The organism is Slackia faecicanis (genome assembly GCF_003725295.1).
GTDB classification, from domain to species: domain Bacteria; phylum Actinomycetota; class Coriobacteriia; order Coriobacteriales; family Eggerthellaceae; genus Slackia; species Slackia faecicanis.
The window spans coordinates 357902-375783 of sequence record NZ_QICB01000002.1; the positions used below are offsets into that span (position 1 = coordinate 357902).

Annotated in this window: 15 protein-coding genes; 2 read left to right on the plus strand and 13 right to left on the minus strand. The window is 60.8% G+C overall.

What is annotated here, in order from left to right:
- The first annotated feature begins 178 nt into the window (after positions 1-178).
- Both DMP07_RS08895 and DMP07_RS08900 read left to right on the plus strand, forming a co-directional pair.
- Positions 179-817 carry a VanZ family protein gene (locus DMP07_RS08895; protein WP_211324502.1) on the plus strand — a complete coding sequence of 213 codons (639 nt, stop codon included), beginning with the start codon at positions 179-181 and terminating at the stop codon, positions 815-817.
- A 6-nt stretch (positions 818-823) separates the two neighbouring features.
- Positions 824-1180, plus strand: a complete 357-nt coding sequence (locus DMP07_RS08900; RefSeq protein WP_211324503.1) for a hypothetical protein — start codon at positions 824-826, stop codon at positions 1178-1180.
- Between the two features lie 66 nt (positions 1181-1246).
- Here the strand turns inward: DMP07_RS08900 and DMP07_RS04095 are convergent, their stop codons facing one another.
- The 13 genes from DMP07_RS04095 to feoB form a co-directional block, all read right to left on the minus strand.
- Positions 1247-1567, minus strand: coding sequence for a GIY-YIG nuclease family protein (locus DMP07_RS04095; RefSeq protein WP_123197866.1), 321 nt, complete (start codon positions 1565-1567; stop codon positions 1247-1249).
- A 441-nt stretch (positions 1568-2008) separates the two neighbouring features.
- Positions 2009-2725: a response regulator gene (locus tag DMP07_RS04100; protein WP_244594853.1), complete on the minus strand. Its 717-nt coding sequence runs from the start codon at positions 2723-2725 to the stop codon at positions 2009-2011.
- A 19-nt stretch (positions 2726-2744) separates the two neighbouring features.
- Entirely contained in the window at positions 2745-5489 is a 2745-nt protein-coding gene (locus tag DMP07_RS04105; protein ID WP_123197868.1) for a sensor histidine kinase, read from the minus strand.
- Between the two features lie 54 nt (positions 5490-5543).
- Positions 5544-6146 carry a potassium-transporting ATPase subunit C gene (locus DMP07_RS04110; protein WP_244594854.1) on the minus strand — a complete coding sequence of 201 codons (603 nt, stop codon included), beginning with the start codon at positions 6144-6146 and terminating at the stop codon, positions 5544-5546.
- A 13-nt stretch (positions 6147-6159) separates the two neighbouring features.
- Positions 6160-8223, minus strand: a complete 2064-nt coding sequence (kdpB, locus tag DMP07_RS04115; RefSeq protein ID WP_211324510.1) for a potassium-transporting ATPase subunit KdpB — start codon at positions 8221-8223, stop codon at positions 6160-6162.
- Positions 8224-8286: 63 nt separating this feature from the next.
- Entirely contained in the window at positions 8287-10062 is a 1776-nt protein-coding gene (kdpA, locus tag DMP07_RS04120) for a potassium-transporting ATPase subunit KdpA (protein ID WP_123197870.1), read from the minus strand.
- A gap of 394 nt (positions 10063-10456) precedes the next feature.
- Entirely contained in the window at positions 10457-11758 is a 1302-nt protein-coding gene (locus tag DMP07_RS04125) for a hypothetical protein (RefSeq protein WP_123197871.1), read from the minus strand.
- Positions 11759-12387: 629 nt separating this feature from the next.
- Entirely contained in the window at positions 12388-13527 is a 1140-nt protein-coding gene (locus DMP07_RS04130) for a DUF1385 domain-containing protein (RefSeq protein WP_123197872.1), read from the minus strand.
- The gene (gene thyX / locus DMP07_RS04135) at positions 13527-14207 is read right to left on the minus strand and encodes an FAD-dependent thymidylate synthase (RefSeq protein WP_123197873.1); all 681 of its coding nucleotides are present in this window, start codon (positions 14205-14207) and stop codon (positions 13527-13529) included. The genes DMP07_RS04130 and thyX overlap by 1 nt, the downstream gene beginning before the upstream one ends.
- Before the next feature lie 115 nt (positions 14208-14322).
- Positions 14323-14757 (minus strand): metal-dependent transcriptional regulator, encoded by a 435-nt coding sequence (locus DMP07_RS04140; protein WP_123197874.1) that lies wholly within the window; start codon positions 14755-14757, stop codon positions 14323-14325.
- The gene (locus DMP07_RS04145; RefSeq protein WP_123197875.1) at positions 14750-14941 is read right to left on the minus strand and encodes a hypothetical protein; all 192 of its coding nucleotides are present in this window, start codon (positions 14939-14941) and stop codon (positions 14750-14752) included. Before DMP07_RS04145 ends, DMP07_RS04140 begins: the two co-directional genes overlap by 8 nt.
- 89 nt (positions 14942-15030) lie before the next feature.
- Entirely contained in the window at positions 15031-15228 is a 198-nt protein-coding gene (locus tag DMP07_RS04150; protein ID WP_123197876.1) for a FeoB-associated Cys-rich membrane protein, read from the minus strand.
- 69 nt (positions 15229-15297) lie between these two features.
- Positions 15298-17871 carry a ferrous iron transporter B gene (gene feoB, locus DMP07_RS04155; protein ID WP_123197877.1) on the minus strand — a complete coding sequence of 858 codons (2574 nt, stop codon included), beginning with the start codon at positions 17869-17871 and terminating at the stop codon, positions 15298-15300.
- Positions 17872-17882 lie beyond the last annotated feature (11 nt).

Consider the following 17882-nt stretch of genomic DNA (forward strand, 5'->3'; position numbering starts at 1 on the left):
TGCGACAACGAAGCTGACATCTACCTGACGTTTCGTCGACCCTTCTACCACGGTTCGCCATCCACGTCCGTTGCGCACGCTTCATGGCCCATAGTGAATCGAAGCCGACATCGAAACCGTCGGATGCCGTCCGCAGCGGCGGTCGGCACGCACGCACCGCATCACGAACGAAGGGGCCATGGATACCGTCTTCCGCTTCATCGAGAACTACAGCGACAACTTCGCCATCGCAATCGGCCTGTGGCCCATCGCGTCCTTCATGCTGACGCTGCCGATCCTGGCATACCTCTACCGCAGGGACGGGCGCATCAAAGCAGCATCGTTCGTCACAGTCTATCTGACCGTGCTCTACGTCCTGGCCCTCGGCTGCTTCACGCTCTATCCGCTTCCGCAAGGAGACGAAGGGCTCGGCATCACCTACGGGATCGCACCGCAGCTCAACCCGCTCGGCTTCATCGACGACCTGCGAAAGGACGGCATATCGGCCGTTCCGCAGATTCTTGCGAACATAGCGTTCTTCGTTCCTCTGGGATTCATCGCATCGCGCCTGTTGCGCCTGAGCCTTCCCAAATCGATCGTCATCGGCTTGCTCGCCTCGCTCGCGATCGAGTTCACGCAACTTACGGGCTTTTGGGGAATATACCCGTTCGCTTATCGCACATTCGATGTCGACGACCTTGTCTGGAACGCATCGGGCGCCGCGATCGGATGGCTGATAGCAGCCGCCGTCGCGCGTATCCTGCCTCCGGGATCGCTCGCCGAAGAAGACGACGTCTCCGACGACCCCGGCCTTGTACGCCGCTGCGTGGCTCTCTGACTCGACATGATACTGATGGGAATCGTCGTATCGGTCGGCAGCATGGTCGTTCGCTGCATCACCCTTGTCATCGGGTTCGACGATTTCTCCTCCGTCAATGATATGTGGCTGCCCTTGATAAACACCGGAGCGTTTTTGGCCATAGAAGGAGCCGTGCCTTGGCTGAGCGGCGGCCAGACCCCGGGAGGATGGTTCGTGCGCATGACCTGCGAAACATGCAAGCGGGCGCCCTTGCGCAGATTCGCCTTCTATCTGGCGCGACTCGCCACGATCGCCTGCATGCTCTGGTATTTTCCTCCGATAGCGCTCGTCCTGCTCGTGTTCTATGCGTTTAAAAAGAAAATGCCGCACGATTACATATGACGCATGTCAGCATCTACGATCTCATGACCATAAATGCTGACACGTTCGTGTCTGACAAAATGAAAATCAAAACTCTCTAACGTTCATTGTCGCCAACGCCTCGATAGCGTTCGACACATCGCCGCCTATACGATTCGTGCAGTATATATTGGGAAAATCTGCAACGAGATCGGCTTCGACGCCGTCGGTCAGCCTTCGTTTCCATATGTAAATCCTTGTTGTATCAAGTGCACGGAAAAAGTCGATGGAAAAGCACGATGTTTTTTCAGCATACATCGGAAGCAGCGTTCTATCGAAAGGTTTCATCGAAGACCGGTGCTGTCGAATCCTCTTCGCAATGTCATCACTTTTCCCAATATAAACTTGCTTGTATTCGTCAAGAACCATAATGTAATATCCTTCGACACCCTTATACTGTCCGAGGTCGTCAACGGAAACAAATTCCTTGTGTCTTCTTGATGAAATTATCTAGAGCCCTCTCGAAGGACGCTCGATCGAGGCGACCGAAGTACTCCATGTTCAAATCGTAGTTAGCAAGGCACAGTTTTCAATATTCCTGGCATCACTCTTGCCTGTATTCCCTTCCAGACGAATCGGTGTACGCGGCCATCTCCGCCAATGTAGGAAAAAACGGATTCGACGGCTTCGTGCTGATAGGCGCAAAGCCTTCCCTATTGAGCTTGAAGGAATATTTACATTTCACTAATTTCAAGCCAAAATGCTCCATGAAAATCCTTCCGAATTACGTACGAATGGCCCAGGGATATACGCATAAATAGATTCACAATCTCTACTGATGAGATTGTACGATTACGCAAAATGCAACAGCTAGTCGGACATCCTATAGCCGATGCCTACATGGGTCTGGATGTATTTCGGATGCGACGGATCGGCTTCGATTTTCTTGCGCAGCGTGGCCATGAACACGCGCAGGCTCGCCATGTCCGATGTCAACGCGCTGCCCCACACTTCTTTCAAAATGTAATTATGCGTGAGCACTTTGCCGGCATTGCGCGCCAATACGCAGAGCAGCTTGTATTCCATCGGCGTCAAATGCACCTCGTCGCCATCCACCGTCACGCGCGCGGCGGCATAGTCGATGCGCAAGCCGGCGTTGTCATAAACATTTTGTACGACCGCCGCACCGCCCGCATCCCGCCGCTGCACGCGACGCAGCGCAACACGAATGCGCGCGAGCAGCTCGTCGACCGAGAACGGCTTCACGATATAGTCGTCGGCACCGGCATCGAGCGCGGCCACCTTGTCGGCATCTTCCAAGCGCGCCGACACAACCAGAATAGCGACCTGCGACCACGAGCGGATTTTCGCGATCACTTCGGAGCCGTCCATGTCGGGCAAGCCCAGGTCGAGAATGACGAGATCGGGATTCGTCGAGGCCGCCGCCATAAGCCCCGCCGCGCCGCGGTCGACCGACTCGACGCGATAGCCCCGCAGATCGAGTGTCATCACGATCAAGTTGCGCACGGCGGGATCGTCTTCCACTACTAAAATGGAGAAACGTCCGTTTTCCGAAGCGTCGGCCACGACGAACCACTCCCTTTCCTCAATAACGGTTCCCTTCGCCCACGCCATGCATATCGGTCGCCGGCAGCGTGAACCAGAACACGCACCCATGCGGATGCGCGTCGCGCACGCCGATGTGCCCACCGTGGGCCTCGACGATCGACTTGCAAAGCGCAAGACCGAGCCCCATGCCGCGGCGGTGATCGCCCCGCTCATGCGTTCCATTGTAGAACATATCGAAGACATGTCCCTTTTCCGCATCGGGAACGCCGGGGCCATCGTCGGCCACATCGATGCGCAAGCCCGACGCGTGTCTGTGCGCCGAAACGGCGATGCAGCAGCCCTGCGGCGTGTAATTCACCGCGTTGCCAATCAGGTTGACGAGCACCTGCACGATCAGGGCGGCGTCCATGTCGGCAAGAAGGAGCTCGTCCCCGCAATCGACCGTTATCTCGTGACCTTGCGCATGACGCTCGCAATGACGCACAGCCTCTTCCACCGCGTCGGAAACGACCTCGGGCTGGATATGCATATCGAGCCTTCCCTCTTCGGCACGCGTGACCGCCAAGAGATTCTCCACCAGATCGACGAGCCACAGCGAATCGTCCCTGATGTCGCGGTATAGATGGTCCAGCCGATCGGCGCTGAGGCGTCCTGCGCTTTCGAGCAGCACCTCGGCATTGCCCGAAATGCTTGTGAGCGGAGTGCGCAAGTCATGGCTGACCGAACGAAGCAGATTCGAGCGAAGCGATTCGGTCTCCGCCTTCACCTTCATGGCCTGTGTCTCCTGAAACAGCCTGATGCGCTCCATGGTCTGGCCCGCTTCCTCCAAAATCGCTACAAGCAAGTTCTTCTCGAACGGCTCCACCTCGCCGCCATCCGCTATCGCAATCGCCGCCACGCCATGAACGCGGTCTTTACCGTGGATGGGCAGATACAAGCAGGACGAATCGGCAAGGGTATCGGTGGTCGCACCTGCCCGCTCGTCGTTGACGGCCACCCACGCGGCAACCGCCCGCTCCTTCTCGCTTGCCATATCAACAAGCACGCCACCCGAAGCGCCCGCAAGAACCCGACCGAACAAGACGGGGTCGCCAAGACGCGCCTGCGTGTCGACGTCATACACTGCCACCGGGCGTTCGAGCAGCTTAATCGCCTGATCGGCCGCGATTTCTCGACATTGCTCAACGGTGGTTGCACGCCGCAGGCGACGACTCGTGTCAATCAGCACCTCGGTGCGATACGCGCGACGCGCCGAGGCAGCAGCCTGCGTCTTCATACGCACGGTCAGAAGCGACATCACGAAACCACCAAGCGCCAGGCAAGCGAAAATCAACGGATAGCTCAACCCGTTGGCCATGAACGTGAAGCGCGGATAGGTGAAGAAGAAGTTGTAGGCGAACATCCCCAGCAAAGCAGCGGCCAAACTGTAAGTGACCGTATCGGCGAAACGAGCCACCACAAGGATCGAAAGCAGGAACAGCATCGGAACCACCGAAGTGGCGAGTCCCGCCTGGAACAGCGGTACAGCAACCGCACACGACAAGGTCGTAGCTCCGAGCGCAAGACAAACGTCGCGCAAGGAAAAACGCAGGATAGGCGACTGCGCCGAGGCCGCCACCTTGCGCGACGCATCGCGCTCAGGAACCACCGACACCGTAAGCCCCGGCGCAAAACGCATCAGCCGTGCGGCGAACGTCTCGCCACAGCCGAAGAAGCGCCGCGCGTTTCCAGCCGACCCCATGACCACGCGCTCAATGCCTGCGGCGGGTGCATACTGGGCGATCTGAACGGCGGCATCGTCACCCTGCACCGTGACCACATGTGCACCGAGTTCTTCAGCAAGCGCGACATTCGCACGGATGCGGCGCTCCTCCTCATCCCCGAAAGGACGCCCGTCGCAGGTCGGCTCTACCACTAAAGCCGTCAGATTTCCGTGAAATGCCTGCGCCATATTCGCCGCCGCACGAATCGCGCGAACATCTCCCGGACGGTCGCTCACGAAAAGCAGCACGTCCTCGCCTGCGCCGCATTGCCCCTCGCCCACGTCGAGGCCGGCGGCTCGAGGGTTGCGGTTCAGCCTGTCGGCTGTTCGGCGCAGGGCGATTTCGCGCAATGCAGCGAGATTTTTGCGCGAAAAGAAATTCGCCAGCGCGCGCGCCGCCGCATCGCTACGATAAATCTTTCCTGCGTTCAAGCGCTCGATCAAATCGTCGGGCTCGATATCGATCAACTCCACCGATGCGGCCTGATCGAAAATGCGGTCGGGCACGCGCTCGCGCACGGGCACCTGTGTGATGGCGGCCACCTTGTCATTGAGGCTTTCGAGATGCTGCACGTTCATCGTCGTATACACGTTGATACCTGCGCGCAGCAGTTCCTCGACATCCTGATAGCGTTTCTTATGACGGCTGTTGTCGGCGTTGGTATGAGCGAGCTCGTCCACGATGGCGATCTGCGGATGCCTAGCAAGGGCGGCATCGAGGTCGAATTCTCCCAGCACGACGCCTCGATGGTTCACCTGCTTGGCGGGGATGCATTCCAACCCGTCAAGCAAGGCGAGCGTCGCCGGGCGCTGATGCGGCTCGACATAGCCCACCACGATATCGAACCCCTGCGCCGCCGCATCGTGTGCCGCTTCGAGCATGGCGTAGGTCTTGCCCACGCCCGCCGCATAGCCGAAAAAGATTTTCAAGCGACCCGCCGTCTCGTCGTCGCTTTGCTCGTCTTGCTTGATGCGACGCAACAAATCGTCAGGGTCGCGTCTCATGCCGTCAAAATCCACCTGCACTCGCTTTCGTCGAAAACATGCGCCGATTCTACAGACAACCGTCACACGCTACAGAACCCCGTCGAGCATAAGGTTCACCGCAAGCACGTTCACCGCGGCATCACCAAGCACGCCGAACTGCGGTTGCTGCGTGCATTGCACAATGATCGCGCGAATCTCGTCTTGCGACCTGCCCGTCGTGCGCGCCAGACGCTCGACCTGGTATTCGGCCGCTGCGGGCGAGATATGCGGATCGAAGCCCGAACCCGAGCAGGTCACCAGATCGCTCGGCACGGGCGCATCGCCCTGTTCGGGATGAGCCGCACGCACCTTTTCAACGCGCTGGGCCACCGCATCGCCGAATTCGAACGCAGCAGGACTTTCGTTGGTCGGTCCCGCCCACAAGAGCACCGAGCCGTCTTCGTCCGTAAACGTCTCGGCGTTGTAGTTCTGCACGCGTCCCCACATATGCGCATCGTCGCGATACGTCTGGCCAACCAACATGCTGTAACGGTTGCCGTCTGTTCCCTCGACGAAACTGCCGTTCGCCTGATAGGGAAATACGACTTGCGCCACCAGCGTAACCGCTGCAGTATAGACAATACCGCATGCGGCACTTGCAAGCACGAACAGTCCCAAAGCCCGCACCCAATTCGCCATACTCTTCATCATCGGTCCCTTCCGTCTACGCCAGCCCGCATGCGACCAAAATCATGTCGATCGCCTTGATTGCCACAAACGGCAGCGCCACACCGCCCAGGCCGTACACGAGCAGATTGTGCTTGAGCAGCTGCGCACTCGATACCTCGCGATACCTCACGCCCTTAAGCGCCAAAGGAATGAGCACCACGATAATCAGCGCGTTGTAGATGATTGCTGACAGGATCGCCGACTCGGGACTTGCCAGCCGCATCACGTTGAGCGCGTCTAGCTGCGGATACAGGCCCACAAACAGCGCCGGAATAATGGCGAAATACTTCGCCAGGTCGTTGGCGATCGAGAACGTAGTGAGGCTTCCGCGCGTCATGAGCATCTGTTTACCGATGCGCACCACGTCGATGAGCTTGGTGGGGTTTGAATCGAGGTCCACCATGTTTCCCGCCTCTTTGGCGGCCTGCGTGCCCGAGTTCATGGCCACCGCCACGTCGGCCTGGGCGAGCGCAGGCGCGTCGTTGGTGCCGTCGCCGGTCATGGCAACCATGTGGCCCTCGGCCTGATACCGCCTGATTGCGTCGAGTTTGCTTTCGGGCGTCGCCTCGGCCAGAAAGTCGTCCACGCCCGCCTCGGCGGCGATTGCGGCGGCGGTCGTGGGGTTGTCGCCCGTAATCATGATGGTCTTGATGCCCATCTTGCGCAGGCTGGCGAAATTCTCCTTGATGCCCTGCTTCACGATGTCTTTCAAATAGACCACGCCGAGAATCGTATGGTCGCGCGCCACGAGCAGCGGCGTTCCGCCCGCGCGCGAAATCTCTTCGACAGCGCGACGGCAGGCGTCGCCGTACACGCCGCCGTACGATTCAACGTAGGCGCACACCGCATCGGCCGCGCCCTTGCGAATCTCGTGGCCGTCGAAGTCGACGCCGCTCATGCGCGTCTGGGCGGTAAAAGGAATGCTCGTCATGTTCGAGCCCTGCAAATCGCGGCCGCGGATGCCGAAACGCTCCTTCGCAAGCACCACGATCGAGCGACCTTCGGGCGTCTCGTCGGTCAGGCTTGCCAGCTGGGCCGCGTCGGCGAGCTCCTCTTCGGAGGCTCCGTCCACCGGCACGAACGCGCATGCCTGACGGTTGCCCAGCGTGATAGTGCCGGTCTTGTCGAGCATGAGGATATCCACATCGCCCGCCGCCTCAACGGCGCGCCCGCTCATGGCAAGCACGTTGGCGCGATTCAAACGGCTCATACCCGCGATGCCGATGGCCGAAAGCAGCGCGCCGATCGTGGTGGGGGCCAAGCAGACGAACAGGGCGACGAGATTGGTGATCGTGGTGGGGTTCGCCCTGCCCGCAAGCGTCGCGCCGAAATCGCTGAAGGTGAACAGCGCCAGAGTGACCAGCAGAAACACGATTGTCAACGCCACGAGCAGGATCTGCAGGGCGATTTCGTTGGGCGTGCGCTTGCGCGAGGCGGCCTCCACCATTGAAATCATCTGGTCCAAGAAGCTCTTGCCGCGCTCTTGCGTCACGCGCAGCACGAGCCAGTCGGAAAGCAGCGTAGTACCGCCCGTCACGCTCGAACGGTCGCCGCCCGACTCGCGGATCACCGGGGCCGATTCGCCCGTGATCGCCGACTCGTCGACCGACGCCGCCCCGACGATCACCTCGCCGTCGGCGGGAATCTGGTCGCCAGCGCGCACGAACACCACATCTTCGCGACCCAACTCGCTTGAAGAGACCTTCGTGCATTCGCGTTCGTAGAATGCCGAAGGGTCGGCCTCGTGGGTGCCGCGGGCTGCAAGGCAGTCGTTGAGCTTTTTGGCCACGACGTCCTTTTTCGCCGCGCGGAGGCTGTCGGCCTGCGCCTTGCCCCGGCCTTCAGCCAGCGATTCGGCGAAGTTGGCGAACAGCACCGTCAGCCACAGAGTCGCGGCGATCGCGCAGATGTATCCAGGACGAGAGTCGGAAACGCCGGCAAGGCTCAAGAAAAACAGCCCCGTTGTCAGGATGGCCGAAATATACACCATCAGCATGACGGGGTTTTTTGCCTGCTCGCGCGGATCGAGCTTCGAAAACGCCCCCGACACCGCGCGCATCGCCTGCGCGCGGGAGGCGTCGGATGATACGGAATCGGTTTGCACCTTGATCGATCCTTTCTTCTATAGAACCATCTGGAGCTGTTCGGCGATGGGACCGAGCGCCAGCGCGGGAAACATCGACAGCGCCGCTATCAACGCCACGATCAAAATCAACAAGAACACGAACATCGCATTCGACGTGGAAAGCGTGCCCGCCGAAGCCGCCACCTTCTGGCGCGCGGAAAGGCTTCCGGCCAAACACAGCGCCGCGGCCATGGGAACGAAGCGATTCGCGAGCATCTCAAGGCCGAGCACCGTATTAAGAAACGGCGTGTTGCAATCCATGCCCGCAAAGGCCGAGCCGTTGTTGCCGCCCGCCGACGTGGCCGCATAGAGCACTTCGGAAAAACCGTGCGGACCCGCGTTGGAAAGACTGGCGAACGTAGCCGGATCAAGACACATCGCCGCCGCGCCGACCAAGATGACCACGGGCGTGCAGATGGCGAGCACCACCGCCATGCGCATCTCCTTCGGCCCGATCTTCTTGCCCAGGTATTCCGGTGTACGCCCCACCATGAGCCCTGCGATGAACACGGTCAGAGTCACGAAGCCGATCATGGAATACAGACCGCACCCGATGCCGCCGAAGACGATTTCGCCCAGCTGCATGAGCAGCATCGGCACCATGCCGCCCATCGGAGTGAACGAATCGTGCATGGAATTCACCGATCCATTGGAAGCCGCCGTGGTAAACGCCGCCCACAACGCCGAATCGGTCACGCCGAAGCGCGTCTCCTTTCCTTCCATGTTGCCGCCCGACTGACCGTCGGAACCCATATACACTGCGCCGTCCTGCGCGAGCTGCGGCGTGCCTGCCATCTCGAAGGCCGCCACGGCGAACAGCGCCGCGAGAAAAATGACGAACATGGCGGAGAACACCGCCCGTCCTTGACGGCGATCGCCCACGAAGCGTCCGAACGAGAACACGAGCGCCACGGGAATCAAAAGCAGGCTCGCGCATTGCAGCAAATTCGTCAGCGGCGTGGGATTTTCCAGCGCACTCGCGGAATTGACGCCGTTGTAGCCGCCACCGTTGGTGCCGAGTTGCTTGATGGCCACCTGGCTCGCCTGCGGTCCCATGGGAACGACCATCTCGTCGACCGTTTCGACGGCAGCAGGGTCGTCCGCCGCGACTATTTCGCCGTCTTCGGTCACGCCCACCGGCTCCACGAGCTGCGTCGTTTCGTAGTCGGAGAGGTTCTGCGGCGAGCCTTGCGCCACGTCCACGATCGCAAGCACGAGCGAAAGCGGCAAAAGAATACCCAGTACGGCGCGCATGACGTCGACCCAAAACGACCCCAGCCCTTCGCTTTCCTGCGCGACAAGACCGCGGAACAGCGCGAACAGAACCGCCACCCCTACGGCGGGCGTAACGAAATTCTGCACCGTAAGCCCAATTGCCTGCGAGAAATAGCTCAGCGTGGATTCGCCCGCATACGACTGCCAGTTCGTGTTGCTCACAAAGCTCGCGGCAGTGTTGAAGGCCAGATCCCACGAGAGGCCATCAAAACCCTGCGGGTTGAAGGGCAGCACGCCCTGCAGCATCAGAATCGCCATCAGGCCCGCAAACGATACGGTCGAGAAGACCAAGGCGACGAAAAGATATTTCCTCCACCCCATCTGCTCGCCCGGATCGACGCCCAAAAGACGGCATGCGCCGCGCTCGATGGGGGCTGTCACCCGACTCAAAAGATGCCTCTCACCCGCCATCACCTTGTTGATATAGGCTGAAAGAGGAAGTGCGCATGCAAGAAGAAAAGCCACGTAAAGGGCATATTCGGCAATTTCATCGATCACCTTTCATCCCCTCCCTGCAACAATACGTAAAACAGGTAGAGGGTCGCGATCGCGCCTATCGCGCCGACGCATCCCGTCACGACGTCCATAGATGATCCGTTCCTTTCCTCGAATGCGGCCGCAGCCGCGATGATGCCTGCCTCGGATTCCCGCGAACCCGCACCGTACAGGCGGCGCTGCCGTTTTGGGAAACGAAGCCACGCCGGCGGGCATGGAGGCATATGCCGAGCGCCGGCTCGGTGCATACGATAGGAAAGTTCGAGTTAACGCGATGTTAGGAAAAGGACCACACGCATTAAGATTGCATTAAGACGCCGCGCGCTTTCATTCAAGCGCGTCCGAAACAAACGAAACCCGCATTCGCCGAAAAGGCCGAATCCGACCAGCCTGAAGACTAGAGCACGCCCGTCGCCGCATCGCCCAAGCTCATTACGCGCTTGCGCAGAGCGGGGCATGCCTTGAACACGAACGCCCTCCCCTCGTGCTCGCGCACGAGGCAGCCGCGTCGCTCCAATTCGAGAAAGTCGGCGCGCGCGGTGGCATAGGCGACGTCGAACGTCCTTTGATGAGGGCCGATGCGCAAAGCGGCATCGGGTTCTTTGCATAATGCCGAGATGATCGATTTCTGGCGATCGTTCATAGGGAAATCGAACATGGTGCCGATGCGGTCGTTCAGGCGCTTCAGACCGTCGATCGTCTCTTCGAGCCGGTCGATTTCGTTCAGATAGAACTTCGTGTACATGAAGAAATACGACGTGAAGTCGAATCCGAATCCGCGGTCTACCGACCAGCTCTCGAACACCGACTTCATCAAGGGCGTATTGAGGCTGCCGAACGGGTAATAGCCCACGGGAACCCAGCTGAGCACGGGAAAGCCCCACTTCGCCGCAAGCACGTTGCGCAGCAGGACGCCCACCAGCGAATTGAGGCACGGAAACACCTCGAAGTTCCAGAAGTACCATGTGATGTTGATGATGCGCTGGATGGGCCCGAAGCGACGTTCTTCGCCCTCTTCGAGCTGCGCAAGATGGCAGATCGCATCCAAGCACGCCTTGCTATCGGGCGGGGATATGCGATCGTCGATGGGGCAGAGCTTCTCACGTCGAGGAAGAAGGCTGACATCGACGCCGTCGACCAGACGATAGTACAAAGTCTCGATCAGCCCGTGCGTTATTTCTCGTACGCCGAGCGAATCCGCCTCCCTGCTTATCTCGATATAGTTTCCAATAACGCGGTCGAGGGGCGTGCGGGGCGTACGCCGTGCGGCGAAGATGTCGTGGATGCGCCCGTCCGAAACGTCGGCCCCTTCCGCTTCAAGAGCTCGGGCGAGCGTGCGCTCGATCGAGCGGGTCAGAAACGGCGAGCCTTTCAAGACGTCGATGTCTCGATCGAGCGGATAGCCCGCCTTGCAGCGAATCTCGAGCATCTTGGAATCGAAGGAGAGGGCGGTAGTGGTGACGAACCAGCAATCGGCGGTTCGATACGGTTCGTTCGGCATGAATACGGCCGCTTGCTTGCGAATAGCTGTCAGAAGCTTCCAGGTGCCATCTTTGTCATAGCCGTCGGGAAGCTCGTAATCATCCAGGTCGTCGTACAGAAGCAAGCCGCTATCCGACGCGGCGCGCAGGCGACGCAGGCGCTCGTCGTTCATGAGCGTCAGGATTTCGTTCTTGGCGCACTCCGATCTTTCCTGCATACACGCCTCCGATCGCATGTCCGCGCAACGGTCCGAACCGCACGCAACGCACGGCCCTTCCGGGCCGTATCCGAAGCTCCGCCGCACAGGTTCCACGCCATCGTGCACGAGCATCCCGCATCGACGGTGCATACGGGCTACTTTACTATCGATCCCCAACAAAAGCAGTATCGATTAAAATCATATTATCTATCAATTTATTAGATATTGATATTAAAACGAAATCATCTATAGTGAAATCATCGCAAGATTCGGTGTACGGAACACCGAAACCCCACGATAGTAGGGATGTTTGCCACACGGAATCAAGCGACCGCATCGACGAAGGACCGTATTGCGACCACGTTCCGCACAATCACGATGCGTATGGATCGCCTCCTTAAAACCGGGCATCCGGGTCATCGAGAACCCCTTCGAACCGCCGCGACACACGGTTCGAAGGGGTTCCTCATTTCTCCAGCCTTTACGCGACGGACGCGCATGAAGCTTCGTAACGAGCGGTCTGCGGCGAGCCGCCCAAACGATGGAACAAGCCTACTTCGGCGAAGGCCATCGCCCGATCGCGCGTGTCCTTATGAAAAAGCCGTCCGCCCCCGAAGGGACGGACGGCTGTCGTCCATCGCGATAACCTACACGGCCTTGGCCGCTTCGGCGTCTTCGCGCTCGAGCACCTTCTTCATGGCTTCGATCGCGCATTCGATTTGGCCGTCGTCGGGCTCGCGCGTGGTCAGGCGCTGCATCTGCATGCCCGGCCACAGGATGACCTTGACCAACGGATTCTCGGGGTGGCTGCCCGCCCACTTCACCGTGATCTCGTAGCTGATACCCGCGATCAGAGGCATCAGTAGAATGCGTACCGCAATGACAAGCGCCAGCTTGATCGGGCCGTCGGGCACGCCCCACGCCTCGATCAACGCGTTGAGGGGCGTCACCGTATACACCAGAATGGCGATGATCATGACCATGATCAGAAACGCGGTGCCGCAGCGCACATGCAGACGCGGGAAGCTGCGCGCGTTTTCGGGCGTCAGCTCCAGCCCGTGCTCGAAGCAATGGATGGTTTTGTGCTCCGCACCGTGATAGCCGAACATGCGCTTGATGTCTTCCATGCGGCCGATCAGCCAGATGTAGAACACGAAAATCGCCACGCGCACGATGCCGTCCACGATATTCCAAGCAAGCGTGTTGCTGTCGTATTCGCCCACCAGCAGGTTCGCGATGACGGCCGGCGCGATGATGAACAACGCCACGCCCAGCACCAGGCCGAGCACCATGGAAAACGCCATTTCCTTCTTACCGAACTCGAACGAGTCGTCCGCCTTTTCGTCGGAATCGTCGCCCGAGAAATCGACCGTGGAAAGCGCGGCGGCCTCTTCGGCGGGAACGCCCTGGTCGATGCCTTCGGCCGAAGGCGCTTCGGTGTCGGCTCCGGCTTCAGCCTTGGCGGCGTCGTCTTTCGCAGGCTCGCTCGAATCGGAGAACGCATGCAGCGCCGCCACCTCGAGGGCCTTGTAGCCGAGCACCAGGCTTTCGACGAAGGCGCGGCAGCCGCGCACGATCGGCCAGTACAGCCACTTGTTCTTCGAACGGCCGCTGGCGAGGTCGTGCTCTTCGACATAGATCGTGCCCGCGGGCTCGCGCACGGCGGCGGCCCAGTTGTACTTGCCGCGCATCATGACGCCTTCGATCAATGCCTGGCCGCCGACGTGCGTTTTCAGCGCGCCGTCTTCGGAAAACGCGCGCTTCAGATCGCTTTGTTTCTCACTCACTAGGAACGCACCACTTTCGGATACGGTTTTCCGCAGGTCATCTTTCCTTCGCTGCACTTGCCGCGCACGCACGACGGACCCGCGTCCAAGAACACGTACGGCGCCGTGGGACGGACGAGCTCGAGCATCTTCTGGGCGAGCTCGCGGATTTCCCACTGGGCGCGGTTGCAGCAACGCAGCTCGAAGAAGTGCAGCAGCTCGCGCACGTTCATCGTGACCACGATTTTGGTTTCAGCCGCGTTGGGAAGCAGGTAGCGCGCGTCTTCGGCGGGAATGCCCGCTTCGAGCAGCTTCGTGTACGCGGAAACCGCCGCTTCGATCGCCTCGTCGAACAAGGCGCTCGCCTCTTCGTTTTCGGCCACGGTGGCGGGCTTGACGGTCGCAAGGCCGTCTTTGAACTTCACGTAGCGCTGCGACTGCTGGTTGAAGCTGGCCAAACGGTGACGAACCAGCTGATGCGTGAGCGCGCGGGACACGCCATCGATCGCGAACGTGTAGCTCACATGCTCGAGCGTGGAGAAATGGCCGCTCTTCATGATGGTGGAAAGCACACTTTCCACACGCTCGGGCGGCATGGTTTCCATCAGTTCGGACGCGCCGACCGGCGCATAGCACAGGCGCGCGGCGGTTGCGATGGCGCGCTCGGGATCGGGAGTATGGTAAAGAAGCTCGACTTGCATCGGGCCCTCCTTTCTGTTCGAAACGCACCCATCATAGAAGAGCGCCGCGCGGGCGCTCCCCCAAGGCGATGCGTTTCTGTGGAAAGAACACGGGGCAGCGGCCGGAATGCGGTCGCTAACGCAGGTCTTCGATGCCTACCGACGCCAGATACTTTTTCCATTTCTCGAACGACTCGCGGCTGATGCCGTGTTCGAGCTGGCAGGCCTCGTAATTCGCCAGCTCGGGATCGACGCCGATCTTCTCAGTGAGGAAACGAAACAGCAGGTTATGGCGCAGCCACATGGCCGAGCCGTATGCGTAGCCCTCTTCGGTCATGGTGATGTCGCCGTAATACGGCTGCTCGACGTAGCCCTTTTCTTTCAGATTGGCCACGGCCTTGGAAACGGACGCCTTAGACACTCCGAGCTTCGTGGCCACGTCGACGGCGCGCACCGACCCTTTCGAATCACCCGCCAAATCGGCGATGACCTCGAGATAGTCCTCCAAAGAATGGCTGAGTTCGCCGTCCGTGCGCGTTTCGAGCATCGTTTCGGTCTGCATATCAGTCATCTTCGTTCTCCTTGGGCGGTTCATGGGCGGGACGGCCTTCGGTCTTCGGGCGGTCGCAGACGCAGCCCGTGTACGAGCACGTCGAGCAGCGCGGAAGACCGCTTTCAGGGCCTTTCCTCACGATGCGCGCCACGATGAGCAGCGCGCATGCGGCGACCAGCGCCAGAAAAACGAAACCCCACATCCTGACCCTCCTTGTTCAGCTGTCCACCATACCACAACGCCCGCCTGCGTCTTCACGCAAGCGGGCGCCGAAGCGGGCGGGGCCGTGGGCTAGAAAGCCTCGGGACCCTTCGCCGCCTTATCCATATCGGTCACCATCCGGTCGGCCGCCGCGCACGACGCGCACGACGAACATCCGCCGGAACAATGCTCCTTGCAGCCGCACATGCCCTTCTTGCGAAAGGAACGCACGGCCAGGCAGACGCACGCGACCACGATGGCCGAGACGATGGCCGTAGCCAGGTTCATGACGCCGCCTCCTTCCTTCGCGCGCCGCAGCCGCCAGGGCCCGGGCGCGATCCGTGATTACAGTATGCCCTACGCATCCGCCTCGGTCGCGCGGCGCGGGCTTTTCTTCTTCGAGAAATCAGGCATGGGTCGCAACAGCTGGAACAGCATGGCCGCAAGCACTGCGACGGCGGCGGCAGTGCCCAGCGTGAAGCCGCCTCCTGCGAACAGCGTGCCGAACTGATAGATCATGAGCGCGACCGCATAGGCGAACAAGGTCATGTAGCCGATTGCGAACCACGTCCACTTCGCCGACTGCATCTGACGGCGGATGGCGCCGATCGCGGCGAAGCACGGCGCGCACAGCAGGTTGAACGCGCAGAAGGCCATGATGGCGGGCGCGCTTCCCGAGAACATGGCGGCGAAGGCCTGCCACATCGACGCGTCCGTCTCGCCCGCATCGCCCAGGCTCGTGATGATACCCACCGTGGACACCACGTTCTCCTTGGCCACGAGGCCCGTGATCGAGGTCGCCACCGACTGCCAATCGCCGAATCCGAGCGGCGCGAACAGCGGGGCGATCAGGCTCGAGACCATGGCCATGAGGCTGTGGCCGATCGCGCCTTCCGCCTCCATATCGAGCAGGCCGAACGAACCGTCCTGGAACCCGAGGTTCAAAAGCGCCCAGATCACGATGGAGGCGAGGAAGATCACCGTGCCGGCCTTCACGAGGAAGCTCTTCACGCGCTCCCACGTTGCCATGAGCACCGTGCGCGCCGAAGGCAGATGGTACTGCGGAAGCTCCATGATGAACTGCGTGGCCTCGCCCGCGAACATACGGGTCTTGCGCAACATGATGCCCGACACCACGATGGCCGCGACGCCCATGAAGTAGAACAGGGGCGCGACCCACCACACGCCGTCGGTGACCTGGCCCGCAAGCGCGCCGAACACCAGGGCGATAATAGGCAGCTTCGCTCCGCACGGGATCATGGTGGTGGTCATGATGGTCATGCGGCGGTCGCGTTCGTTTTCGATGGTCTTGGTGGCCATGACGGCGGGCACGCCGCAGCCCGACGCGATCAGCATGGGGATGAAGCTTTTGCCCGAAAGGCCGAACTTGCGAAACACGCGGTCCATGATGAAGGCGACGCGCGCCATATAGCCGCAGCCTTCGAGGAAAGCGAGCATCAAGAAGAGCACGATCATCTGGGGCACGAAGCCGAGCACGGCGCCGACGCCCGCCACCACGCCGTCGAGGATCAGCGACTGCAGCCAGGGGGCGCAGCCGATCGCGGTCAGCCATGCGTCCAGATACACGGGAATGCCGGGCAGATAAAAGCCGAAAGCGGCAGGGTCGGGCTCTTCGACCGCCGCCGCGGCCTGGTAATCGGCGTAAGAGAGCGTCTCTTCGCGAACGCCGCCGTCCGATTCGACCTCGAACGGGGCCGTCGCGGCGAGAGAGCGCGCTTGATCGTCGAAAGCGGCCAGCGTATCCTGCGCTTCGGCATAGGCGTCCGCGGCCTCGACATCATCCGGGTCGTCGGGCGCCGGAACGGCCAGCGCGTCGAGCACTTCCTGCGCACGGGAAGAGGCGACGCCCTGCTCGTCGGCGCCGTACAGCGCGGTGACGTACGCCTCGACGCGGGCCTGGGCGTCGTCGTATTCGGCCACGGCCTCTTCGTACTGCGCCGCTCCCGCATAGAGCCATCCGTCGCCGAACACGCCGTCGTTGGCCCAGTCAGTGGCGATCGTGCCGACGGTCGAAACGGAAATGTAGTACACGAGCGTCATCACGAGCACGAAGATGGGCAGGCCCAACCAGCGATTGGTCACGACACGGTCGATCTTCTGCGTCGCGGTCATGCCTTTACGCGATTTCTTGGCCGCGCGGTCCACCAGATGGGCGATTGCGTCGTAGCGCTCGGCGGTCACGATGCTTTCGGCGTCGTCATCGAGGCGCTCTTCGAGGCTCGCGCGAACGGCGGCGGCCGTTTCGAGCGCCGCGGCGTCGGGGCTCAAAGCATCGATGGCGCGCTGCTCCCCCTCCAGAAGCTTGATGGCATACCACCGCGCAAGAGCGGCAGGCGCATTGTCCGCGATCGACGACTCGATGCGCTCGATCGCCTCTTCGACCGCCGCATCGAAGCGCATGCGGCATGCAGCGGGCTTGCCGTCGCGGGCGGCCGCGAGCGCGGCGTCCATCATCTCGGCCACGCCCGCACCCTTCAACGCGCTTATCTCCACCACGGGGCACCCGAGCTGCTCGGACACCTTCGCCACGTCGATCGCATCGCCGTTCTTCTTCACCAGATCGGTCATATTGAGCGCCACCACCACGGGAACGCCCAGTTCGAGCAGCTGGCTGGTCAGATACAGGTTACGTTCGAGATTCGTCGAATCCACCACGTCGACCACCACGTCGGGGCGCTCGCCGATCAGATATTCGCGGCTGACGACCTCTTCGGGCGAATACGGAGAGAGCGAGTAGATGCCCGGCAGGTCCGTGATAACCACGTCCTTGTCGCGCACGTACGTTCCCTGCTTTTTCTCCACCGTGACGCCCGGCCAGTTGCCGACGTACTGCGACGATCCCGTCAGGCTGTTGAACAGCGTCGTCTTGCCGCTGTTGGGATTTCCGGCAAGCGCAATTGCAATCGCCATGCTCGTCCTTC